The 23643-nt window shown below is 64.5% G+C and carries 19 protein-coding genes, 1 tRNA gene and 1 pseudogene; 11 read left to right on the top strand and 10 right to left on the bottom strand.

Annotation, left to right across the window (positions count from 1 at the left end; all coding sequences use genetic code 11):
- Positions 1-4 precede the first annotated feature (4 nt).
- The gene (locus tag ACZ1G8_RS06850; RefSeq protein WP_472678704.1) at positions 5-1624 is read right to left on the bottom strand and encodes an FAD-binding oxidoreductase; all 1620 of its coding nucleotides are present in this window, start codon (positions 1622-1624) and stop codon (positions 5-7) included.
- Between the two features lie 143 nt (positions 1625-1767).
- Here ACZ1G8_RS06850 and ACZ1G8_RS06845 point away from each other — a divergent pair, with 143 nt between their 5' ends.
- A complete protein-coding gene (locus ACZ1G8_RS06845; protein WP_472678703.1) occupies positions 1768-3171 on the top strand; it encodes a patatin-like phospholipase family protein in 1404 nt (467 codons plus the stop codon).
- On the opposite strand, the gene ACZ1G8_RS06840 is transcribed toward ACZ1G8_RS06845, so the two are convergent.
- The 3 genes from ACZ1G8_RS06840 to ACZ1G8_RS06830 form a co-directional block, all read right to left on the bottom strand.
- Positions 3136-4485, bottom strand: coding sequence for an NfrA family protein (locus tag ACZ1G8_RS06840; RefSeq protein ID WP_472678702.1), 1350 nt, complete (start codon positions 4483-4485; stop codon positions 3136-3138). The genes ACZ1G8_RS06845 and ACZ1G8_RS06840 overlap by 36 nt on opposite strands.
- Positions 4486-4587: 102 nt before the next feature.
- A tRNA-Leu gene (locus ACZ1G8_RS06835) sits at positions 4588-4674 on the bottom strand.
- 116 nt (positions 4675-4790) lie between these two features.
- Entirely contained in the window at positions 4791-5633 is an 843-nt protein-coding gene (locus tag ACZ1G8_RS06830; protein WP_472678701.1) for a zinc-ribbon domain-containing protein, read from the bottom strand.
- Between the two features lie 160 nt (positions 5634-5793).
- On the opposite strand from ACZ1G8_RS06830, the gene ftsE reads away from it, so the two are divergent.
- From ftsE to ACZ1G8_RS06810, 4 genes are read left to right on the top strand one after another with little or no spacing between them, the layout of a single operon-like run.
- On the top strand, positions 5794-6519 hold the full coding sequence (gene ftsE, locus ACZ1G8_RS06825) for a cell division ATP-binding protein FtsE (protein WP_222441518.1): 726 nt from the start codon (positions 5794-5796) through the stop codon (positions 6517-6519).
- Entirely contained in the window at positions 6516-7451 is a 936-nt protein-coding gene (locus ACZ1G8_RS06820; RefSeq protein ID WP_472678700.1) for a cell division protein FtsX, read from the top strand. Before ftsE ends, ACZ1G8_RS06820 begins: the two co-directional genes overlap by 4 nt.
- Positions 7448-7978, top strand: a complete 531-nt coding sequence (locus ACZ1G8_RS06815; RefSeq protein WP_221427136.1) for a YdcF family protein — start codon at positions 7448-7450, stop codon at positions 7976-7978. Before ACZ1G8_RS06820 ends, ACZ1G8_RS06815 begins: the two co-directional genes overlap by 4 nt.
- Positions 7979-7982: 4 nt before the next feature.
- Complete coding sequence (locus ACZ1G8_RS06810; protein ID WP_472678699.1) at positions 7983-8663, top strand: lysophospholipid acyltransferase family protein; 681 nt, start codon at positions 7983-7985, stop codon at positions 8661-8663.
- Here the strand turns inward: ACZ1G8_RS06810 and hisC are convergent.
- Positions 8660-9757: a histidinol-phosphate transaminase gene (gene hisC, locus ACZ1G8_RS06805; RefSeq protein WP_472678698.1), complete on the bottom strand. Its 1098-nt coding sequence runs from the start codon at positions 9755-9757 to the stop codon at positions 8660-8662. The two genes, ACZ1G8_RS06810 and hisC, sit on opposite strands and share 4 nt — an antisense overlap.
- Before the next feature lie 70 nt (positions 9758-9827).
- On the opposite strand from hisC, the gene metX reads away from it, so the two are divergent.
- On the top strand, positions 9828-10919 hold the full coding sequence (gene metX, locus ACZ1G8_RS06800) for a homoserine O-acetyltransferase MetX (RefSeq protein WP_472678697.1): 1092 nt from the start codon (positions 9828-9830) through the stop codon (positions 10917-10919).
- Positions 10916-11500 (top strand): methionine biosynthesis protein MetW, encoded by a 585-nt coding sequence (gene metW, locus ACZ1G8_RS06795; protein WP_472678696.1) that lies wholly within the window; start codon positions 10916-10918, stop codon positions 11498-11500. Before metX ends, metW begins: the two co-directional genes overlap by 4 nt.
- Before the next feature lie 4 nt (positions 11501-11504).
- Here the strand turns inward: metW and ACZ1G8_RS06790 are convergent, their stop codons facing one another.
- A complete protein-coding gene (locus ACZ1G8_RS06790; RefSeq protein WP_472678695.1) occupies positions 11505-12113 on the bottom strand; it encodes a DUF4126 domain-containing protein in 609 nt (202 codons plus the stop codon).
- Positions 12114-12237: 124 nt separating this feature from the next.
- Here ACZ1G8_RS06790 and ACZ1G8_RS06785 point away from each other — a divergent pair, with 124 nt between their 5' ends.
- The gene (locus ACZ1G8_RS06785) at positions 12238-12966 is read left to right on the top strand and encodes a GIN domain-containing protein (RefSeq protein WP_472678694.1); all 729 of its coding nucleotides are present in this window, start codon (positions 12238-12240) and stop codon (positions 12964-12966) included.
- A 3-nt stretch (positions 12967-12969) separates the two neighbouring features.
- On the opposite strand, the gene ACZ1G8_RS06780 is transcribed toward ACZ1G8_RS06785, so the two are convergent.
- From ACZ1G8_RS06780 to ACZ1G8_RS06765, 4 genes and pseudogenes are all read right to left on the bottom strand, one after another.
- On the bottom strand, positions 12970-13923 hold the full coding sequence (locus ACZ1G8_RS06780; RefSeq protein WP_472678693.1) for a DUF5996 family protein: 954 nt from the start codon (positions 13921-13923) through the stop codon (positions 12970-12972).
- Between the two features lie 16 nt (positions 13924-13939).
- Positions 13940-14314 carry a hypothetical protein gene (locus ACZ1G8_RS06775; RefSeq protein WP_472678692.1) on the bottom strand — a complete coding sequence of 125 codons (375 nt, stop codon included), beginning with the start codon at positions 14312-14314 and terminating at the stop codon, positions 13940-13942.
- A 47-nt stretch (positions 14315-14361) separates the two neighbouring features.
- On the bottom strand, positions 14362-15540 hold the full coding sequence (locus ACZ1G8_RS06770; RefSeq protein ID WP_472678691.1) for an acetyl-CoA C-acyltransferase: 1179 nt from the start codon (positions 15538-15540) through the stop codon (positions 14362-14364).
- Between the two features lie 61 nt (positions 15541-15601).
- Positions 15602-16052, bottom strand: a pseudogene (locus ACZ1G8_RS06765) (MaoC family dehydratase).
- Positions 16053-16308: 256 nt separating this feature from the next.
- On the opposite strand from ACZ1G8_RS06765, the gene ACZ1G8_RS06760 reads away from it, so the two are divergent.
- The 3 genes from ACZ1G8_RS06760 to ACZ1G8_RS06750 all read left to right on the top strand — a co-directional run bounded on the left by ACZ1G8_RS06760 (position 16309) and on the right by ACZ1G8_RS06750 (position 23610).
- Complete coding sequence (locus ACZ1G8_RS06760; RefSeq protein WP_472678690.1) at positions 16309-17247, top strand: hypothetical protein; 939 nt, start codon at positions 16309-16311, stop codon at positions 17245-17247.
- A 265-nt stretch (positions 17248-17512) separates the two neighbouring features.
- A complete protein-coding gene (gltB, locus tag ACZ1G8_RS06755) occupies positions 17513-22174 on the top strand; it encodes a glutamate synthase large subunit (protein WP_472678689.1) in 4662 nt (1553 codons plus the stop codon).
- Positions 22174-23610, top strand: a complete 1437-nt coding sequence (locus ACZ1G8_RS06750; protein WP_472678688.1) for a glutamate synthase subunit beta — start codon at positions 22174-22176, stop codon at positions 23608-23610. The genes gltB and ACZ1G8_RS06750 overlap by 1 nt, the downstream gene beginning before the upstream one ends.
- The last annotated feature ends 33 nt before the right edge of the window (positions 23611-23643 follow it).

Below are 23643 nucleotides of genomic sequence, written 5' to 3'. Positions count from 1 at the left end.
AGCATCAGTCCTCGCCGAGGCCCCACTGTTCGAGTGCGGGCGAGACGAACACCTCGGCGTTTTCTTCGAGCAGGGCTTCGCGGGTGGCGCGGTAGCGGTCGACCGCAAGGCCGTATTGTTCCCTGATAGCCTTCGCACCGAGCTGCGCATCCTTGCCCCAGTGCATGGTGAAGGGAATGCCCGCCTTCTTCAAAAGGTGCTGCAGGCGCTCGGCCGCCATCGGCGCATCGGTGCCTAGGATGAAGTTCTTCGGCAGCCCGTCGATATTGATGATCGCATTGTCCTCGAACTTGAGGAATCCCATCGTCGCCGGGCTCTTCCTGGCAAAGCGGACGGTATAGACGAAGTCCTTGCTGAACTGGCGGATGTTCCCCTCGCCCTCGGCCATGTCCATCGCGATCTTCATCACCTCGCCCAGCCGTTCGCGCGGGACGGCGAGCGCGGCATTGTAAACGTCGACACGAATGTTCATCAGCCGGTGCGGTTGCCATTCGGCGGTCAGCTGGGCGAGCGTGCGCGGCGTGTCGCGCTCGTCGGTGGCGTTTTCCTTGAAGTCGTCGAAAATCTGCTTGGGCACATCGATGAGATCGCGGATGCGGCCTTCGATGTCTTCCGCCGGAAGCGGGTTCGCATCGATGTCCTCGTGCTTGGTGACACCGATCAGCCCTTTGGCGCCCTTCTCGCTGATCGCCTCGAGCGTTGTGCGCGTGACCTGCCCGCCCAGATTGTCGGGTTTCGTGGTGGCGGCATATTCGGTCCAGATCGTCTCGCAGACCTCGTGGCCTAGCCCGTCGAAGGGGTCGAAGGTCAGTTCGTAGTAATGCGGGTCCCGGCCATCGGTAACGTCGCCCACCGCCTCGGCGAAACGGCCCTGCTCGACCAGCTCGAACCAGTTGTCGGGCAGGACGCGCGCGCGCTTGACGAGGCCGCAGTAGAACTCGTCCACCGCTTCGATCAGATAGGCCGAGACGAAGCCCATGCCGCCCAGATGGACCAGCGCATCGGCAAACATCGCGCTATCGCCGACCGAGGCGAACTCCTCGATCCAGTCGTCGCGCAGGACCGTATGGTCGGGCGAGCCAAGCCAGACGTCGCGGTTCTTGCCGCGCGAAAGCACCATGCCGCGGATATGCGTCTCGCAACCGGTCTCCTTGAGCGTCGAGCCATGCGAGCCGGTGCCCACGATGCCGGCCAACGACTGCCCCTTGTGCGAACCGGCAGTGCGCAGCGACAAATCGCGCCCGCTCCGCCCCAGCCAGTCCATCAGCTGGTGGATCTTGGTGCCGCCGGTGACCATCACATAGCGATGGCGGCCCTCCACGCCTTCGCGGAAGGCTTCATCGGGGATCTCCCAGATCCCGTGGTCATTGTCCGTCGTCACGAGGGTGGAGAAATTGTAGTAGAGATCGCTCTGCGACCAGCCTGATCCGGTGATGCACAATTCGCGGTCGCGATCGGCCTCGGACCTGATAAATTCGCGCAGGATGCGACCCCTTCCGGCCAATTCGTGGGCAAGGTCGTCGCCGGCATCCTCGTGCAGCTCGTACTTGCGGCGGTGGATCTTCGCGATCGAGCGGTGCTCGTTGATCCACGGCCCGCCGAATTTCTTCTCGATCTGCGTCATTTGCATCCCCCCGGTCGCGAACCCTGCCGCGCTGGAAACGCGACGAATGTCGGCAGTAACCAATACCGCCTTCCTTCGCGCAGGCTATTGGTTAAAAACGACGCGCAATCAGCGTGCAAGGCAACATCCATGGGGGGAAGAGCATGTTGCAGACAATTCTCATCGCCATCGCGACTATCGCCGTACTTGTCGGCGGCTTCCTTTTCCTACGCCGCTGGCTCAACTGGGGGCCGCAGGAAATCCCATGCGAGCATTTCCATGATCACGTACACCATGCAGCGCCCAGCCGCTTCATCCGCGACATCCAGCGCGACGCGGTGGTCGACCATCACGACGAAGAGCCCGATCCCATGGCGGGCGAGTTCAAGGACATGGTCACCCGGTCTGCCGCCCCCGCGCTGAAGGGCGCGCCGCGCCCCAAGGCCGAAGAGGCCGCGATGAGCGAGCGCGAAAAGGTGCTGATGCTGTCGGGCGGCGGGCAGTGGGGTGCCTATGGCGCGGGACTTTTCAAGACGCTCCACGATCGCAGCCCCAACGGCCTCGCGATCAACAACGTGCGCATCATTACCGGCATCTCGACCGGCTCGCTGCAGACGATCCTGCTGATGGTCGCGCTCGATGGAAAGGCAAAGGAGGAGACCCGCCGCTACGCGATGGAGCGGCTCGAATGGGGCTATTCGCCGACCAAGGAGAGCGATGTCGTCGACAATCGCGGGATGATCCAGATGCTGCTGCGCGGCGCGCAGGCCGGCACCGGCCCCTTGCGCAAGCGCATCCGCAATGCCGTCTTCGAGAACGGCGATCCGACCATGCTCGAGGCGATCCGCGACAGTTCGATTGCCGGCTACATCGGCTTCGTCGAGGCTCACTGCGGCCTGTTCCACTATGTCGACGTACGCGGGCTGGTGCGAGATGCTCCCAATTGGGAAAGCGCCGTCGATGCGCTTACCGCAGCCACCATGGCTTCGTCGGCCATGCCGGTGTTCCACCAGCAGCTCCGCGTCACCAAGAGCAAGCATGGCGCCCGCTCGCTTTATGACGGCGGCGTGCGTCGTTCTGTCTTCTTCGAACGCGCGATGGAGGCCATGCACGACGAGGTCCGCAAGCAGGCCGGCCATCCCGACGACGACAATCCCGCCGGGCACGAGCAGGAGGAAGTGACGCCAGATTTCTTTGTGGTCCGCAACGGCCCGACAGTGCGCAAGCCCGACCCCGATCTCGATGCGAACGACGGCCCCCTCGCCAATGGCCAGCGCGGCTACGACCTGCTGGTCAACGAGAGCGAGATCGGCGCCATCGCCAACCTGCGCCTGCTCAATCCGCACGGCCGCATCTGGGTGACGACGGCCGACGGCTACGACGATTTCGAATGCAAGTGCGAAGGCGCGGACTGCAGCAAGGAAAGCGAGATGTTTAAGCCCGCCTTCATGGCGTGCCTGCGCGACCTCGGCCGTCACAAGGTCGAACGCGAAGGTGGTCCCTGGTGGGAAATGGCGACGCTCGACCCGCGCTCAACGCCCAATCGTCATGGTCACCATCACGCCTGATGCGCGCTCGCTCCCCGCGATCCGCTCGCGGGCCTGGATGTCGAAGTCGATAAAGCCGCGCGCTGCGGTCGTTCCGGTTTCGTCGAACCAGTGTCGAAGCGACAGCCCGGCGCCTGCACCGATGGCCTCCTCCTCGATCCGGCCCGTGTCGAGACCGGCGCGCGCCACCGCGTAAGGGGTCAGCGTGCTCGCGTCCCCGTCGATGAGGAAAGAGCGCCCGATCCGGCCTTCCGCCACCGCATAGGTGACGTCCGCATCGAGCAGGTAGGATGCATCGGCATAGTAGTGCGCATAGGTCCAGCTGCGCTTGCCCGTCTCCGGTTCAAGGCCGCGCCCGCCCGAGACAAGAGCGCGCAACGACCAGTCGTCCAGCGCTTCATCGTCGATGGCCATCAGCCTGCTCGCCTCGAGGTTGAGGTTGAGCGTGGCAATGGGCTTGTAGCGAATGCCCACCCAGCCCTGCGTCGTATCGCGTATCGCCGCATCGCCCGACAGGAACTCGGACTGGAAAATCCGCATGAAGACGCTGACGGGCCGGCCATTGCGCCAACCCCCAATGCGGCGCGAAACCTCGGCGCCCACCTGCCATGCTTCTTCATTGCCCAGCGGCAGGCTGGCAGGACCCAGCGGGCGATCGGCAGAGCTGTAGCCCGCCTGCAAGAGGAAGGCCCGTTCACGCGAGAGCTCGCGGGTCTCGCGGCGAATGGCATTGCGCTTCGCGGACGAGAGCGGCTCCGATTCATCCGCGTCGAGCGCCAGCCCGATCTCGAAGAACCGCACGGCGCGCGCATCGAGCCCTTCGCGCTTGGCACTATATCCCGCGTCGAGCGCACTCTGGCGCGAGAAGCCGGAGTACAGGGTCTCGTCCGAAAGGATGGCCTGCGCCGACGCATCGTCACCTGCCGAGATGGCGACCATCGCCCAGTCTAGCGACCCTCGCGCCTCTAGGGCATCATCCGCCATGGCGGCGCCGACAACAGCCCGCGCCTCATCTCGCCTGCCCGCGCTCACAAGCTGCAAGGCCTGCGCACGCAGCAAATAACTCCGGCGCTCGGCATCGGTCTGGTTCTTCGCGGCATTGGAGAAAGCCTCCGCCGCATCGGCGTGCAGGTCCAGCTTCGCGCGCGCCTCGCCCAGCAGGGCCCACCAGACGGAATTGTCCGGATCGCGCACGAGAGCATCTTCGGCAGCCCGAGCCGCTTCGGCGAATTGTCCGGATTCGTAGGCAAGGAAAGGATCGTCCGCAGCATCGCGCGCGAGCGCAGACGATGCCAGGCAGACAGACAAAAGCACGCCGAACGCAGCCTGATGCATCCGCTCCCCCTCCCGTTGAACACAAGGGAGTGCAGCATGGATGCGCCAAGCGCAAGTGCTTGATTTTTCGAAAGGCTTGCCCCTTCCTGTGAAGGGGACTGTTGGTGCGGTCGAGAAGACTCGAACTTCCACGGCCTTGCGGCCACAACGACCTCAACGTTGCGCGTCTACCAGTTCCGCCACGACCGCACACAGTCTGCATCGGAAGCGAGATCTCATGAGAATGAGAAGCTGCTCCCGCCGGTAGGAGCGCGCCCCTAGCAACAGCTTCGCAGGGCGGCAAGCACCTATTTTCGACTATGCGTTCAGAGAGGGGCCCAACCCACGTCGGCATAGACCGCTCCGCGCGGCACATCGGTGCGCGCTTCGTCGATCGTGATCGTCTCTCCGGGAGCGAGCGTGGGCTGCGGGGGCTGCACCACCCAGCTGTAAACCTGGCGCTCGCGCTGGTCGAGCATGACGATCAGCACCGGCGGAAGCTTGCGCGCCTCGCGGGCGGTGTTGGTCACCTCGATGCGGGCGGTGAACATCCAGGTCTTGTTCTCCAGCTCGCGCCAGCGCTGCTGGTCAGCCGGGAATGCAATCTGAAGGTCGGGCTGCGCCTCGCCGAACAGCGGCTTTTCGACCGGCCACCAGGTTGGCGTGCCATAGCGCGTCATGGCGAACAGCGCGCCTGCCGCCAGCAGGGCGAAGATCGCTGCGGCCCAGGTCCAGAGCTTCAGCGTATTGCGACGCGGTCCGAAGGGCGGCGAACGGTCGAACCGCGAAACGAGATCGTCTTCGTGGACGGGCTCTTCTTCGGGCTCGGCATCGAAACTGGGCTCGCGGTGCGCGGGCTCGTCGTAGGACGGGGGCGGCGTCTCGTCGAAATCGGGCAGGCTCTCGCGGGCGCTTGCCGGCGGCGCGGGCTGGCTCTCGGCGACCTCGCCAGCAGGCTCGGGCTGCGGAGCGGATGGCGGCGGCGGGGGAGTCGCGGGAGTGGGGGCAGGAGCAGCGACGGCTTCGCTCTCGCTCACTGCTTCCGCGCTCGATCCCTCCTGGAACCACGAATGCTTGCACTTGGCGCAGCGCACGGTCCGGCCATCGACGCCGATGGCGCTGTCGGGCACGACATAACGGGTGCTGCAGGCCGGGCAGGCAATAATCATGGTGAACAGAGGCTCTATCGGGGCTGGCGAGATCACGACAAGCGGCGGAGCTGTGCGCGAAAGGTCTAAGCGGCTTTTTTCCACACCGAAGGGGGGTTATAGGCCCAATTGAAGCAATGAGCCCGGTATTTCCCCTTCCCCAATCGGCCAAGAGCCCGCGGTGAGCGTCGCGGAAAGCGATATCGTGCAGTTCGATAACGTCGGACTGCGCTACGGAACCGAGCGCGAGGTCCTGTCGAATATTTCGTTCACGCTGTTTTCCGGGCGGTTCTACTTCCTCACCGGTGAAAGCGGCGCAGGCAAGACTTCGCTTCTCAAGCTGCTTTACCTCGCCCAGCGCCCATCACGCGGGGCAATCCGCATGTTCGGACGCGACGTCATTACCCTGCCGCGCGACAAGCTGCCCGCCTATCGACGCCGGATGGGCGTGGTGTTCCAGGACTTCCGGCTGGTCGACCACCTGTCCGCCTTCGACAACATTGCCCTGCCGCTGCGTGTCTCGGGCGTGCGCGAAGCAGACCTGCGCGGTCCGGTCGAGGACATGCTCGAATGGGTCGGGCTCGCCAACCGCGCCGATGCGCGCCCCGCAACGCTTTCGGGCGGCGAGCAGCAGCGCGTCGCGATTGCGCGTGCGGTCATCGGGCGTCCCGAGATTCTCGTGGCCGACGAGCCGACCGGTAACGTCGATCCCGACATGGCTTTGAAGCTGATGCGGCTGTTCGAGGCGCTCAACCGTCTCGGCACGACCGTGGTTGTGGCGACCCACGACCTGCAGTTGCTGCGCAAGGTGCCCGACAGCCTGATCATGCGGCTGAGCAACGGGACGATGCTCGATCCGACCGGCGCGCTCAAATACCCGCCACGGCGCGGGGGGACGGGCGCATGACGAAGCGGCCTCCCACTATCGGCAGCGCGGTCGACCGGGGTCTTGCGCCGTTTCGCGGAAGACGCGCGGCTCACCTCCTGCCGCGCGCAAGGTTCGGCGGACCGATCCCCTGGGTGATCGCGGTCATGGTGGCGCTCACCGTGCTTGCCGCCGGCGGCGCGCTCGCGCTGTCGAACATGGTCTCGAGCGCCCGCGGCGATCTTGCCGGGAGCGCTACCGTCCAGGTCATCGAGGCGAACCCCGAAGCCCGCGCAGCGAAGGTGGCGGTGGTCGTCGACCTGCTCGCACAGGACGAGGCGGTTTCCGGTTTCAGCGTCGTGCCAGAAGCCGAGGTCGCCGAGCTGCTCGAGCCCTGGCTGGGCGGCGGCGAAGGCATGGAGGCCGTCCCGCTCCCGGCGCTCGTCGATGTCGAATTGCGCGGTTCCACTGGTCCGGCCGAACTCGAACGGCTCGGTGCCGCCATCGAAGACGCTGCCCCAGGCTCGCGCATCGACAGCCAGGCGCAATGGCTCGCGCCGGTCCTCTCTGCGCTGCGCGCCCTCCAGCTCATGGCGCTGGGCATGATCGCGCTACTCGCCTTCGTCGGCGCGGCGGCGGTCTGGCTTGCGGCCCGCAACGTTCTGGGAGGAAACCGCGACACGATCGAAATCGTCCACCTGCTCGGCGGCAATGACGACCAGATCGCCCGTGTCTTCCAGAGGTCGATCCTGTTCGACGCCATTGCCGGCGGCCTGCTCGGCCTCGTCGCAGGTGCCGTCTTCATCGCCTTCATGGCCTCGCGCTTCGCCGCGCTCGATTCCGGAATGGTTGCAGGAGGGACACTCTCCGCCTTCGATTGGGCGATTCTTGCGCTCATCCCGCTTTTCGCGGTCGGAATTGCGGTCTACACCGCGCGCATGACGGTTATCTCCAGCTTGCGGAAAATGCTGTGATCCTACGCTTCCTTGCAGCGCTTTTCCTGATCTACGCCTTCGGCTTCCTCGCCTTTGCGGTCTCGCTGCCTGCGCCTGCCGCGAAAACGGAAACCGACGCGGTGATCGTTCTTACCGGCGGCCAGGGCCGTATCGCGCGCGGCATCGAAGTGGTCGAGCAGGGCATGGCGAAGGAAATGTTCGTTTCGGGCGTCGACCCCGAAGTGAAGCCCGCCGAATTCGCCGAGCAGTTCGAAGTCTCGAACCGCCTGATGAACTGCTGCGTCACGCTCGGCTTCCTCGCTGTCGACACGCGTAGCAATGCCGGCGAAGTCGCGCAGTGGATGAAGGAAAAGGAGTTCACCTCCGCCCGCCTCGTGACGACCGACTGGCACATGGCGCGCGCCCATTCGGAAGTTTCCGGATCGCTGCCCGCCGACACAAGGATCGTGAAGGACGCGGTCGTTTCGCACCCGGATCTCGCCACGCTTTTCCTTGAATACAACAAGCTGCTGGCCTCGGAAATTTCGCAGGGGCTGCCGGTCTGATCCGATGATCCTGTTGCGCAATATCGCCTTCTACCCGGCGTTCTATATCGGCTCGTTCCTGATTACTGCGCTCTCACTGATCAGCGCGCCCTTCTCGCTTGCCGCATTCCGCGCAAGGGTGCGCAACTGGGCCCAGTGGCAGCGCTGGTGCCTCAAGCACATCATCGGCGTCGACCTCGTGATCGAAGGCGAACCGCAAGACGAACCTGTCCTCTACGCGATAAAGCATGAGAGCTTCTTCGAGGCGATCGATGCGCCTGCTCTCCTCGATTGCCCCTCGGTTTTCGCCAAGAAGGAGCTTTTCGCTATCCCCGGATGGGGCCGCGCAGCGCTTGCCTACGGCCTCATTCCCGTCGCGCGCGACCAGGGCGCGAAAATGCTGATGGGCATGATCAGGAGCGCCAAGGGCATGATTGCCGACGGCCGTCCGCTAGTCATCTTCCCCGAAGGTACGAGGGTCCCGCATGGCGAACGGCGCGAGCTGCAGGCCGGCTTTGCGGGCCTTTACAAAATGCTCGGCCTGCCGGTCGTGCCGGTCGCAGTGAAGAGCGGGCCGGTCTATCACCGCACGCTGAAGCGCCCCGGCACGATCACCTATAGGTTCGGTGAACCGATCCCACCGGGTCTTCCGCGCGACGAGGTCGAGCGCAAAGTCCTCGACGCGATCAACGCGCTCAACGACTAGGCGGCGTCGGCGGCTTTCCTCAGGATTTTGGCGATTTCGTCCATCTGCCCGGGCGTGCCGATGGTGATGCGCAATCCATGCGGCAGGCCCTGACCGGGCAGGTGACGTACGGCGTATCCGCCCTTTGCCAAGGCGGCGAGGGCGGCTTCTGCGGTGAGCTTGCCTTCGAACAGAACCAGCAGGAAATTGGCCTTGCTGGGTATGCCGCAAAGGCCGTGGTTGCCCATGGCGGCAATGGCGTCAGCGAAGCGTGCCAGCTCGCGGTTGTTCTCTTCGCGCGAGCGGGCGACGAAGGCCTGGTCTTCGAGACCTGCTATGGCCGCCTTCTGGCCCGAGTTCGTCACATTGAACGGCCCGCGAATGCGGTTGAGCGCGTCGATCAGGTGCGGCGCGCCGGTCGCCCAGCCGATGCGTTCGCCCGCGAGGCCATAGATTTTCGAGAAGGTGCGCGTGACGAGCACATTGTCATGCGCCGCGGCGAGTGCGAGCCCGCCATCGTCCTCGTCCTCTTCGAGATATTCTCCATAGGCCTGGTCGACCACCAGCAGCACATCTTTCGGCAGGCCAGCATGCAGACGCTCGATCTCGCCGCGCGGCAGGAAAGTGCCGGTCGGATTGTTCGGATTGGCGAGGAAGACGACCCGGGTGCGCTCGGTCACCGCGCCGAGCAGCGAGTCGACATCGGTCGCATAGTCGCGGTCAGGCGCCTCGATCGGGGTCGCCCCGCAACGGCGCGCGGCTATCTCGTAAACGACGAATGAGAAGCGCGCGTAGAGCACCTCGTCACCCGGGCCGGCAAAACCCTGCGCGGCAAGGTTGAGCAATTCGTCCGAGCCCGTGCCGCATACAATCAGCTTGGGATCGATCCCGTGGATCTCGCCGATCTTGGCGCGCAGCGCGGTCGAGTCCGGATCGGGATAGCGCGCGGGCGATGCGGGTTCGGCGAGCGCGGCGAGCGCATCCGGACTGCAACCCAGCGGGTTCTCGTTGGCCGAGAGCTTAATGAGCTCGCGGCCGTCGGCGCCCTTGCTCTTGCCGGGGACATAGGCGTGGATCTTCTCGATCCAGGGTTTCATTTGCGGTGCGTCTGCCATTTCGGCTTCGGCGCATGAAAGAAAAAGCGCCCTTCGACAAGCACCTGTTGCGGCGCTAGAGGCTTGGAATATGGCCGGGGCATCCAAGACGCTGCATTTGCCGAACCCGCTGCCGCTCGATGGCGGCGGCTCGCTGGTGGACGCGGTGATCGCATACGAGACCTATGGCGAGCTCAACGAAGATCGCTCGAACGCTATCCTCCTGTGCCACGCGCTGACCGGCGACCAATACGTCGCCTCGCCCCATCCCGTGACCGGAAAGCCCGGCTGGTGGGAGCGGATGGTCGGCCCCGGCAAGCCGATCAATACCGATCGCTACCATGTCATCTGTGCCAACGTCATCGGCAGCTGCATGGGCTCCTCCGGCCCAGCGAGCGAGGCGTCGGACGGCAAGCCCTATGCGATGCGCTTCCCGGTCATCACCATCCGCGACATGGTGCGCGGGCTTGTCGCGCTGCTCGACGAAATGGAGATCGAGACGCTGCACGCGGTGGTCGGCGGATCGATGGGCGGGATGCAGGCGCTGAGCCTTGCCGCCAACTGGCCCGAACGAGCCGCGCGCGTGCTCGTGATCGCTTCGACCAGCCGCCACTCGGCACAGAACATCGGCTTCCACGAGCTCGGCCGGCAGGCTGTGATGGCCGATCCGAACTGGCGACAGGGCGACTATTACGACGCGGCGGACCAGCCCGATGCAGGCCTCGCCGTGGCGCGCATGGCGGCGCACATCACTTACCTGTCGGAAGAGGCACTGACCGATAAGTTCGGACGCAATTTGCAGGACCGAGAGGCCAAGAGCTTCGGCTTCGATGCCGATTTCCAAGTCGAAAGCTATCTGCGCTATCAGGGGAGCGGCTTCACCCAGCGCTTCGATGCGAACAGCTATCTCTATATCACCCGCGCGATGGACTATTTCGATCTCGCCGAAGAGCATGGAGGCAAGCTCGCCGACGCCTTCGCCGGGACAGCTGCGCGCTTCTGCCTAGTCAGCTTCGACAGCGACTGGCTCTATCCGACCAACGAAAGCCGCCACTTGGTGCGCGCGCTCAATGCAGCAGGCGCGGCGGTGAGTTTCGTTGAACTTTCCGCGCCGCATGGACACGACAGCTTCCTGCTCGACGTGCCGGCACTCGACCGCGTGGTGAAAGGCTTCATCCAATGAGCTTGCGGCCCGACCTTGCGGCCATTGCAGAGGCCATCGCGCCTGCATCGCGCGTCCTCGACATCGGTTGCGGCGACGGTGCACTGCTCGCGAACCTGCGCGACGCCAAGCAGGTGGATGCGCGCGGCATGGAGATCGACGGGGCCTGCGTCGAGCGCTGCGTGGCGCAGGGGCTTTCGGTGGTGCAGGGCGACGCCAATCGCGATCTTGCCGACTATCCCGACAAGGGTTTCGATTACACCGTCCTCAGCCAGACGTTGCAGACCGCGACGCGGCCTGACGAGATGCTCGATCAGCTCCTGCGTGTCGGGCGGCAGGCCTTCGTCAGCTTTCCCAACTTCGCGCATTGGCGCACCCGCTCGGCGCTGATGTTCGGCGGGAAGATGCCAGTGACCCGTGCCATTCCGGTGAGCTGGTACGAGACGCCCAACATCCACCACGTCACCGTGAAGGACTTCCGCGAATTGGCCCGCGAGAAGGGCGCGAAGATCGAACACGAATGGTTCTTCTCTGGTGGAAAGCCGGTGACCGCGGGCACCAACTGGCGCGCCGAATTCGCGGTCTTCCAGCTCAGCCGTTGAGCGCCTAGCCGGGCGGCGGCTCGGCCTTGATCCCGCGTCCGAAGAAGCCGCGCACCAGCTTGCGCGCGAGCCAGATCAGCCAGACGACGAATGCCAGCAGCACCAGCGCGATCGCGCCGGCCGCATAGGGATATTCATAGGCGAGATAGAGCAGGCCGACCGTCGCCACATCCTCGACCGAGGACACCGCGATATTGCTCACCGGCTCGGGACTCGCGTTCACCACCCCGCGCGCACCCGCCTTGCCGGCATGCGCAGTCAGCGCCGCGCCGCCGCCCAGAAGGAACGCCACGACCTGTGTCGCAGGGTCCGCGGGATCGATGATCGCCAGCGCGAGCAGCGCCCCGCCGATCGGGCGCACGAAGGTGTGGGTCGCATCCCACGCGCTATCGAGCCACATCACCTTGTCGGCGAAGAATTCAGCCACCGCGGCGACCGCGGCGATACCCATGACCCACGGGTTGGCGAGGACATCGAGGCTCTGCAAATGGTCGGGCAGCGGGATTGCCTCCATCCGCATGGCGAGACCAGTGGCGAAGATGCTCAGGTAGAGCCGCCAGCCCGCCAGCAGGCTGACGCTTCCGGCTATCCCGATGATTTCCATGATGCCCATGCACCTGACTATGCGCCTCTTTTGCGCGCTCGTCCAACTTGGTGAGCCGTCTGTATGACCAGATTCTGACAGGTAGGATTGCACTCGCTATACACTGTATTACATTAATAATACGGAGGCCCGGATGCGTTTTCCCGTCAAAGCCCTACTCGCCTGCTGCGCCGCCGGACTGGCGCTCGCGGCGTGCAGCCACACGCCTTCATCTTCGAGCTATGGCGGGCAGATTACCGGGTCCGGCGTTCTCGCCGAACAGGCACGGCCGATCGGCGAAGCGCGAACGCTCGTGCTCGAAGGACCTGTCGATGTCGTCCTGACGCAGGGCGCACCGGCATTGGTGGTGAAGGGCGATGACAATCTCGTCGATTTTGTCACGGCGGAAAGCGCGGACGGAGTGCTGACCATTTCGGTCGAAGCCAGCTATTCGCCGCGACAGGACCTCGTCGCGCATGTCACCCTCCCCTCGCTGGAGCGGATCGAGAATGTCTCGTCTGGTGACATCAAGGTCGACGGCTGGGCCGCCGAAAGCCTGTTTGCAGAGAGCAGCGCCTCGGGAGATATCCTGTTCGAAGGTGCCCTCGGCTCGCTTCGGGCAGTGGCGAGTGGTTCGGGCGACGTCGATTTCTCAAGCGCGGCAGTTGGCAATTTGGAGGCTACTGCTAGCGGCTCCGGTGACCTGTCCATTGGCCCGGTCGGCAATTTTGACGCGCGATTGAGCGGTTCGGGCGACATCATCGCGGCGCAGGTCGGCAACCTGGTGGCCCGGAGCAGCGGTTCGGGCGACATCCTCTACATCGCGGCTAAGAACGTCGACATCGTGAGCCACACCGGCTCGGGCGAAATCAGGAAGCGCTAGGCCTCAGCGCTTACGCAGGGCCTCTACATCATAGGGCTCGCCGAATGCGCCGCGCGGGATTTCGAGCGTTTCGCGCGGCCAGTCGCCTGTGTCGGCGACGGCGGCATAAGTGCTCTCCAGGAACGCCATGAGCGCGCCCTCGGGATCGTCGTTGTTCCGGACCGCTTCGTAGGGCAGGACGAACTCGCCGAGGTCGGCGAGCCAGTATGCTTCTTCAGGCTGCACTGTCGCATCCGCGAACCCGTCCGGCGTCGGGTAGCCATAGGCATAGAAAGCAGCCTCATCGACGCCCCCGCCACCCAGCCAGAAACCGGCACTGGCGACCTCGTGGCTGTAGGCCTCGCGCGTCACGCGGTCGGGCAGGTTGGGAAAGCCCCCGGGATGGAGCGGCGCCTCGCGACCCGAAAAGCGCGTGACCGCAAGGTCGAAGCTGCCCCAGAACAAGTGGCTCGGGCTCGACTTGCCGACAAAGCCGGAGCGGAAGCGTTCGAAAACGCGGTTGGCATCGGAAAAGGCGCGGTGGATCCGGGCGAGCGTCGCCTCGTCCCACGCTCGTTCGCGCGTGTCCTCGGCAAAGGGCACTGCATCTTCCACCTCGTTCGGCGCGCCGGAAATGGAAGTATCGGCTCCAGCAAGCCGGAGCAGTTCGGAAAGCTGCTCGTGAAAGCGCTGGACCGTCTGGCCGGTCACTTCGAAACCGTCGGCAAAGCCGGTCGATGTCTCGACCGCAACCGCGCTCGACAGGCAATCGAAGATCACCTCGAGCTCGCCGCCAGGCATCTCGACCGGATAGCTGCGAAAGCCGCGCGGAACGACGCGCAAGGCGAGGTGCCAGCTGTGATTGCACCATGGCAGCGCGCGCGTGGGAAGCTTGCCGATGACCTGCAGGTAGGCGTGAAGGCTCTCGATGACCGGACGGTCGGCGGCAAGATCGAGCGCGGGCCAGCGCTGGGTCATGTCTCGTCTCCCTAGGCTAGCGCGATGCTGCCCTAGCGACGAACCAACGAGAAACCCCGGCAAAGGCTCCGCGAAAAAGGAGGTAAAGCGCGCATGCTACAAGGGCCGGCATCACCACCGCGTCGAAATAGAGTTGGCCGGTCCAGAAAACCCGGTCCCACAAGGGCCCGGTGACGAGCAGGTGCAGCGCGATCGCGAGGCCCATGCCAAGCGTGTCGGCCACCAGCTGCGGTATACCTGTCTGACCGAGCAGCTTGGCGGAAACAATGGATGCGATCCATAAAGTCACGGTTGCCGCAAGCGTGAAGGCGAGCCATGCCACCGGAGCTTCGCCGAATGAATCGCCAGGGCGCGAGATATGGTCCCAATAGTCGAAGGCGCTGACGACCACCAAGAGGATCGCCAGCGCCTTCCAGTGTGTTTCAAGCTTGTCGAGGATCAGAAAATCTCGAACAGACCCGCTGCACCCATGCCGCCGCCGACACACATGGTGACGACGCCGTATTTGGCGCCGCGGCGCTTGCCTTCGATCAGCGTGTGGCCGACGCAGCGTGCGCCGGTCATGCCGTAGGGGTGGCCGATCGAGATCGAGCCGCCGTTCACATTGAGGATGTCGTTGTCGATGCCGAGCTTGTCTCGGCAGTAGAGCACCTGCACGGCGAAGGCCTCGTTCAGTTCCCACAGGCCGATGTCGTCGACCTTGAGGTCGAACTTTTCGAGCAGCTTGGGGATGGCGAAGACCGGGCCGATACCCATTTCATCGGGCTCGGTGCCGGCAACGGCCATGCCGACATAGCGGCCGAGCGGCTCGAGGCCCTTCTTCTCGGCTACCTTGGCTTCCATCAGGATCGAAGCCGAGGAACCGTCCGACAGCTGCGAGGCATTGCCAGCAGTGATCGTGGTGCCCGGACCCATGACCGGGTTGAGCGAGGCGAGGCCTTCGAGCGTGGTCTGCGGGCGGTTGCCCTCGTCCTTGGCGACGGTGACTTCCTTGTCGGAAATCTCGCCGGTTTCCTTGTCCTGCACCTTCATCGTGGTGGTGACGGGGACGATCTCGTCATCGAACTTTCCGGCTTCCTGCGCCGCGGCGGTGCGCTGCTGCGACTGGAGGCCGTATTCGTCCTGCGCTTCGCGGCTGATGCCATAGCGCTGGGCGACCGTTTCGGCGGTCTGCAGCATCGGCATGTAAATGGCGCCGTGCATCGCGATCAGCTCGGGATCGGGCATCACGCGCATTTCCTTGGTCTGGACCAGCGAGATGCTTTCCTGGCCGCCGGCTGCAACCACGTCCATGCGGTCGGTGATGATCTGCTTGGCGGCGGTGGCAATCGTCATCAGGCCCGAGGAGCACTGACGGTCGATGGTCATGCCGCTGACCGAGATCGGGCAGCCTGCACGCAGGGCGACCTGGCGGCCGAGGTTACCGGCCTGCGCGCCCTGCTGAAGCGCGGCGCCCCAGAGCACGTCGTCGATCTCGCCGGCGTCGATACCGGCGCGCTCGATGGCGGGCTTTAGCGAATGGGCACCCAGCGTCGCGCCGGGAGTGGCGTTGAAGCCGCCCTTGTAGGCCCGGCCGATAGCGGTACGGGCGGTGGATACGATGACTGCGTCACGCATGGTCATTCCTTAAAGTCTTGAGTGGTTGAACGTCCGTTCCTCGCTGGGGAGGAAGAAGAAATCAGACGAAGTACATGGTCATCCATTCGCAGATCAACGCGGGCTTGTCCTCGCCTTCGATCTCGATGGTAATCTCCATGGTCTGCTGCCACTGGCCGGGGCGCTTCTCGTTCATTTCGAGCAGCTTCCAGTGACCGCGGATCTTCTTGCCCGAGCGGACCGGGGCGATGAAACGCGTCTTGTTGCCGCCGTAGTTGACGGCCATCTTGATCCCGTCGACCCGCGGAACGTCGCTGTTCGCGGTGAGGTAGGGGATCATCGAGAGCGTCAGGAAGCCGTGGGCGATGGTGCCGCCGAAGGGCGTCATCTTGGCCGCTTCCTCGTTCACGTGGATGAACTGGTGATCGCCGGTCGCATCGGCGAACTGGTTGATCTCGCTCCTGGCTCATCTCGACCCATTCGCTGGTGCCGACCTGTTCGCCGACCTTGGCTGCTACGTCCTGGGGGGTCATAGGTACCTCTCCTTGAAAATCATGGCCTTTGCGCGACTCCGCGAGCGCGCTTGCGGCGGGACTCATGGCGCATGCGCGGGAGGCGCGCAACCGCCGGAAAACTGCCGTTACGGCATGGCCGGACCCGCAACAGGGGCGTCGAGCCCATCGCTCGCAGACGGCTTCGCGTTATCGCGCAATTAACCAAGCGGTGCTAAGCGCCGAAGCCGGATTTCACTATAGGTTCTAAATGGGCGACGACTGGTCAGATCAGGGTATGGCATCGAAGCGGTGGTTCAAACCGGCCGTTGCCGTGTGGTTCGCGCTGCTGTTTGGCGGCGGGCTTTTCCTGATGCCCTCCACCGTCCATGCGAGCATCGCCCAGGCGACAGGCCTCGGCGGCCGTCTGCTCGTTTCAGTCATCGCGGGTCTTCTTGGCCTCATGCTCGGCTGGGCAATCGCTTCGCGCATTGCTGCTGCGACCGCGCCGCGTGCGATCGCTCCCGGGCTCGAGCCGCACGATGGTGATGATTGGGACGATGGCGAAGTGATGGAAGAAGAGCCGCGCCGCCGCCGTGTCTTCTCGGCACGCGAGGACATCGGCGAGGATGGCATCGGTATCGCCGAAGAGGTCGTGGTCGAGGACGAAGAGACACCTTCGCGTGCCTTCGAGGAGATACTCGCCGACATCCCCGAGGTCGTGCCGGAAGAAGACTGGGAAGCGGAGAACGAACCGATCGATCTCTCCGACGAGGGAGCATTCGCGGATGAATACCGCGAACCCGAAGAGGATGTCATCATTGAGGAAGCGGAGTTCGAAACGATCGATGAAGAGGTCGTTGATGAGGAAACGAAAGCCGCCCAGACCGGAAACGCATCGGCTGCAGCTCCGCTTGCCGACCTCTCGCTCAAGCAGCTCGAAGACCGGCTCGCCGCCGCGCTCGACAGCCGCAAGCAGGCCGCAAAGGTAAGCACGCCCGAGGCCCCGCCTCACGTGGTAGCCGAGGAAGAGGCACCGGCGCCTTACGAAGATCAGGCCGAATCCAACCTCGACGATCCCGATGAGGACGATCCGGTCATCGCCTTTCTGCGCCGCGAAGCATCGCGCAAGATGCCCGAAAAAACGCCCGAACCGCCGCAGCGAGACTATGACGCGCAGGCCGCCCTGCGCGAAGCGCTCGACAAGCTGGGCAAGGTCGGCAAGCCGGGCGACTGACGCTACGGAAATCCTTGCGGCCGGGCCGCCAGCGCCCAATGCGGATACCTATTCGTGATTGCTGCAATGCAGCAAAGTCCGGGAAATCTTGGGTCTCGTGAAATTTTGCTACGCGCGAGTCCCATTGCAAAACTGTATTCTTGCCTGCAAAAGGCCTCCACGCGACATTTTGGCGGTGGCGCATGCCGCGCTGCACAATTTCGCCCGCTCCCGGACCGCAGCCTGCGGCAAGAGGAGACGGGACAGGTGGAGGACGCTTCGGCGAATGCAAGTACCGGCTCAATTCCAACCCTCAGGTGAGGGACTCTACGATCCGCGCAACGAACACGATGCCTGCGGCGTCGGCATGGTCGCGCATATCAAGGGTGAGAAGAGCCACGAGATTATCGAGCAGGCGCTCACCATCCTCGCCAATCTCGACCACCGCGGCGCGGTCGGCGCCGACCCCCTGCTGGGCGACGGCGCGGGCATCCTGATCCAGACCCCCGACCCGCTGATCCGCAAATGGGCCGATGCCGAGGGTCACGTGCTGCCGGACGAAGGCGATTATGCGCTCGCCATGTGCTTCCTCCCGCAGGAGGACGAGGCGCGCGAATTCGTCGAGAAGCAGCTCGAACGCTTCGCCGAGAAGGAAGGCCAGCGCGTCGTCGGCTGGCGCAATGTCCCCACCACGCTCGACGGGCTCGGCGATGCGGTGATCGCTTCGATGCCGGTGATCCGCCAGTGCGTGATCGCACGCGGCACCAATTGCCTCGATCAGGACGCTTTCGAGCGCAAGCTGGTGGTCATCCGCAAGCAGACGCTTAACCCGCTCGCAGCGCTGGAAGAAAAGCACGGCATCCCCGGCCTCAGCCAGGCATATATCCCGAGCTTCTCCGCACGTACCGTTGTCTACAAGGGCCTGCTGCTCGCCAACCAAGTCGGCAGTTTCTACGACGATCTGCGCGATCCCGACTGCGTCTCGGCGCTCGGCCTCGTGCACCAGCGTTTCAGCACCAACACCTTCCCCAGCTGGCGGCTCGCCCACCCCTATCGCTTCATGGCGCATAACGGCGAGATCAACACGGTTCGCGGCAATGTGAACTGGATGGAAGCGCGCCGCCGCACGATGGAAAGCGAGCTGCTGGGCGCGGATCTCGACAAGATGTGGCCGCTGATCCCGCATGGCCAGTCGGACACCGCCTGCCTCGACAATGCGCTCGAGCTGCTGCTGACCGGCGGATACTCCCTCGCGCATTCGATGATGATGCTCATGCCCGAAGCCTGGGCGAAGAACGAGCAGATGGATCCCGCGCGCCGCGCCTTCTACGAATATCACGCCGCGCTGATGGAGCCATGGGACGGCCCCGCTGCCGTGTGCTTTACCGACGGCCGCCAGATCGGTGCCTGCCTCGACCGCAACGGATTGCGGCCGGCGCGCTGGTGCACGACCAAAGACGATCTCGTCGTGCTGGCTTCGGAAAGCGGCGTTCTGCCGTTCGCTGAGGAAGACATCACGCGCAAGTGGCGCCTCCAGCCGGGCAAGATGCTGCTGATCGACCTCGAACAGGGTCGCATCGTCGAGGACGAGGAACTGAAGGCCGACCTCGCCGCAGCGCACCCCTACGAGGCTTGGCTCGACAAGGCTCAGTACAAGCTCGAGGACCTCGACCACATCGACCCCGAGCTGTCCGAAATCGGCGAAAGCGAACTTTCGCTGCTCAAGCGACAGCAGGCCTTCGGCTACACGCAAGAAGACCTCTCGCGCTTCCTCGAACCCATGGCCGCCAAGGGCGAGGACCCGATCGGTTCGATGGGCACCGACACACCGATCGCCGTGCTCAGCGAGAAGAGCCGCCTGCTCTACGACTATTTCAAGCAGAACTTCGCGCAGGTGACGAACCCGCCGATCGACCCGATCCGCGAAGAGCTGGTGATGAGCCTGCTCTCGATGATCGGCCCGCGCCCGAACCTTCTGGGGCGTGACGGGGGTACGCACAAGCGCCTCGAGGTAAAGCAGCCGATCCTTACCAATGCCGATCTGGCGAAGATCCGCTCGGTCGAGGTCGCGCTAGACGGTGCATTCCGCACCGCCACGATCGACATCACCTGGGATGCGAGCACCGGAGCCGATGGCCTCGCCATGGCGCTGAAAGAAATGTGCTGGGCGGCGACCGAGGCCGTGCTCGGCGATGCCAACATCCTGATCCTGTCGGACCGCGCACAGGGGCCCGAGCGTATCGCCATGCCCGCGCTGCTCGCGACCGCGGCCGTGCACCACCAGCTGGTGCGGCAGGGCCTTCGCATGCAGACCGGTCTCGTCATCGAGACGGGCGAAGCGCGTGAGGTTCATCATTTCTGCGCGCTCGCAGGTTACGGCGCGGAAGGCATCAACCCCTATCTCGCCTTCGAGACCATCGAGGCGCTGCGCGCGAAAAAGCTGCCCGATCTCGATCCGGGCGACGTCCAGGCCAACTTCGTCAAGGGCGTGGGCAAGGGTATCCTCAAGGTCATGTCCAAGATGGGCATCTCGACCTACCAGTCCTATTGCGGCGCGCAAATTTTCGACGCGGTCGGCCTCTCGTCCGAGTTCGTCGACACCTACTTCACCGGCACCGCGACCACGATCGAGGGCATTGGCCTCAAGGAAGTTGCGCGCGAGACGGTGAAGCGCCACGCGCAGGCCTTCGGCGACAGTCCGCTCTACAAGGGCATGCTCGATGTGGGTGGCATCTACCAGTACCGTATCCGCGGCGAGGACCATGCCTGGACCCCGCAGAACATCGCGAACCTCCAGCACGCTGTTCGCGGGAACGACATAAAGAATTACGACGAGTTCGCCCGCAGCGTGAACGAGCAGTCCGAGCGGCTGCTGACGATCCGCGGGCTGATGGAGCTGAAGAAGGCCGAGCGTCCGCTCGAGCTCTCCGAAGTCGAACCGGCTGTCGAGATCGTGAAGCGTTTCAGCACCGGCGCGATGAGCTTCGGCTCGATCAGCCACGAGGCGCACTCGACGCTGGCCATCGCCATGAACCGCATCGGCGGCCGCTCGAACACCGGCGAAGGCGGCGAGGAGCCAGAGCGCTTCCGCCCGCTCGACAATGGCGATTCGATGCGCAGCCGCATCAAGCAGGTTGCAAGCGGCCGCTTCGGCGTGACTACGGAATATCTCGTCAATTCGGACGATATCCAGATCAAGATGGCGCAGGGCGCGAAGCCCGGCGAAGGCGGCCAGCTGCCCGGCCACAAGGTCGACAAGCGCATCGGCAAGGTGCGCCATTCGACGCCGGGCGTGGGTCTGATCTCGCCGCCACCGCACCACGATATCTATTCGATCGAGGATCTCGCCCAGCTGATCCACGATTTGAAGAACGTCCAGCCGAACAGCCGCATCTCGGTTAAGCTGGTGTCCGAGGTTGGCGTGGGCACGGTGGCCGCGGGCGTTTCCAAGTCGAAGGCCGACCACCTCACCATCTCGGGCTATGAAGGCGGCACCGGCGCGAGCCCGCTAACCAGCCTGACACACGCCGGCTCCCCGTGGGAAATCGGCCTTGCCGAAACGCAGCAGACGCTGCTCCTCAACGATCTTCGCAGCCGTATCGCGGTGCAGGTCGACGGGGGCCTGCGCACGGGCCGCGACGTCGCTATCGGCGCGCTGCTGGGCGCGGACGAGTTCGGCTTCGCCACCGCCCCGCTGATCGCAGCGGGCTGCATCATGATGAGGAAATGCCACCTCAACACCTGCCCGGTCGGCGTCGCCACGCAGGACCCGGTTTTGCGTAAGCGCTTTACTGGCACGCCCGAGCACGTCATCAACTATTTCTTCTTCGTCGCCGAGGAGCTCCGCCAGATCATGGCCGAGATGGGCTTCCGCACGGTCGAGGAAATGGTCGGCCGCGTCGACAAGATCGATATGCGCCGCGTCACCCGCCACTGGAAGGCGCATGGCGTCGACCTCACGCGGATCCTGCACGCAGTCCCGCTCGACGAAGGCAAGTCGCTGCACCACACCGAGGGTCAGGACCACGGCCTGGCCGCAGCCATGGACGTCGAGCTGATCGAGGCCTGCAAGCCGGCCATCGAAAGCGGCCAGGCAGTCCAGATCAGCCGCGAGATCCGCAATGTGAACCGCACCGTCGGCACCATGCTTTCGGGCCGGATCGCAGAGGCGCATGGCCATGAGGGTCTGAAGCCCGACACCATCCGCATCGACCTGACCGGTGTTGCCGGACAGAGCTTCGGCGCGTGGCTCGCTCATGGCGTGACCATGAGCCTCACCGGCGATGCCAACGATTATGTCGGCAAGGGCCTGTCGGGTGGCCGCATTGCCGTGAAGCCGCCGGAAAGCGTGGGCCGCGAGCCGACCGACAACATCATCGTCGGCAACACGGTGCTCTATGGCGCGATCGCGGGCGAAGCCTATTTCGCCGGTGTCGCGGGTGAGCGTTTCGCCGTGCGCAATTCGGGCGCGGTTGCCGTGGTCGAGGGCACGGGCGACCATGCGCTCGAATACATGACCGGCGGCGGCGTCTGCATCCTCGGCAAGACCGGCCGCAACGTGGCCGCAGGCATGAGCGGGGGCATCGCTTACGTCTACGACCCGGATGGCGAGTTCGAGAAACTGGTCAATCACGCGCAGGTCGACGTGCTCGACGTAAAGACCGGCGATGGCGAGGGTGCGGAGAAGAGCTGGGGCAAGCCCCAGCAGCGCGCCGTCAGCGTCGACAATCCGGGCATGGGCGATCCGCTCTACCACGATGCCGAACGCTTGAAGGTGCTGGTCGAGCGCCACTATCTCCACACCGGCTCAGGCCGCGCCAAGGCGCTGCTCGATGACTGGGCAAACGAACTCAAGAACTTCCGCAAGGTGATGCCGCGCGACTACCAGCGGGCATTGAAGACGCTCGAGGACGAGCGCGAGGATGCGGCAATGGAGGCTGCCGAATAATGGGCAAGGAAACCGGCTTTCTCGAATACGAGCGCGAGGATCGCAGCTACATTGATCCCGAAGAGCGGCTGAAGAACTACAAGGAATTCGTGGTCCCGCACGACCCCGAGGCGCTGCGCAAGCAGGCGGCGCGCTGCATGAACTGCGGCATTCCTTACTGTCACAACGGCTGTCCGGTGAACAACATCATCCCGGATTGGAACCACCTCGTTTACGAGGACGACTGGAAGAACGCGCTCGAGGTCCTGCACTCGACCAACAACTTCCCCGAGTTCACCGGCCGCATTTGCCCTGCACCGTGCGAGGCCGCCTGCACTTTGAACATCGTCGACGCACCGGTGACGATCAAAAGCATCGAGTGCGCGATCGTCGACAAGGGCTGGCAGGAAGGCTGGATCAAGCCGCAGGTGCCCGCAAAGCAGACCGGCAAGTCGGTCGCGGTGATCGGTTCGGGCCCGGCAGGCCTCGCCGCCGCGCAGCAGTTGGCGCGTGCTGGCCATGCTGTCACCGTGTTCGAGAAGTCCGACCGAATCGGCGGGCTGCTTCGCTACGGCATTCCCGACTTCAAGATGGAGAAGCACCTCATCAACCGGCGCGCGGTGCAGATGGAAGCCGAGGGGGTCCAGTTCCGCACATCGAGCGAAGTCGGCGTAGAAGTCAGCTTCGAGGCACTGAAAGAGAATTTCGACGCGGTGGTCCTTGCAGGCGGCGCGGAGGAAGCGCGCCAACTCGACATCCCCGGCTCCGAGCTTTCCGGCGTGCGCCTCGCGATGGAATTCCTCACCCAGCAGAACAAGCGCAACGCGGGCGACGACGAAGTGCGCGCTGCTCCGCGCGGCAGCCTGACTGCAACCGGCAAGCATGTGATCGTGATCGGAGGCGGCGACACCGGCAGCGACTGCGTGGGCACGAGCAACCGGCAGGGCGCGGCCAGCGTTACCCAGCTCGAGATCATGCCCAAGCCGCCCGAACACGAGGACAAGGCGCTCACTTGGCCCGATTGGCCAGTGAAGCTGCGCACCTCCTCCAGCCACGAGGAAGGCGTAGAGCGCGACTGGGCGGTGATGACCAAGCGCGTGGTCGAAGAAAACGGCGATGTCGCAGGCCTCGAATGCGTGCGGATCGAATGGGAAGACGGCAAGATCAAGGAAGTGCCGGGCAGCGAATTCACGCTGAAGGCCGACCTCATCCTGCTCGCCATGGGCTTCACCGGCCCCAAGCGTCGCGGATTGCTCGACCGTGCCGGCGTGGAGCTCGACGGCCGCGGCAATGTGGCCGCCGACACGCAGTGGTACCTCACCAGCGAACCAAACGTCTTCGCCTGCGGCGACATGCGGCGTGGCCAGAGCCTCGTCGTCTGGGCCATCCGCGAAGGCCGCCAGTGCGCCCGTGCGGTGGACGAGGCGCTGATGGGGGTGAGCGAACTGCCGAGGTAGGCTAGAGCCGCCGGGTCCGGCATCTCCGGGACG

Source organism: Qipengyuania sp. BR81-2 (genome assembly GCF_055693895.1).
The sequence above is the reverse complement of the archived record's forward strand: the minus strand, read 5'-3'. Positions and strand labels throughout refer to the sequence as shown.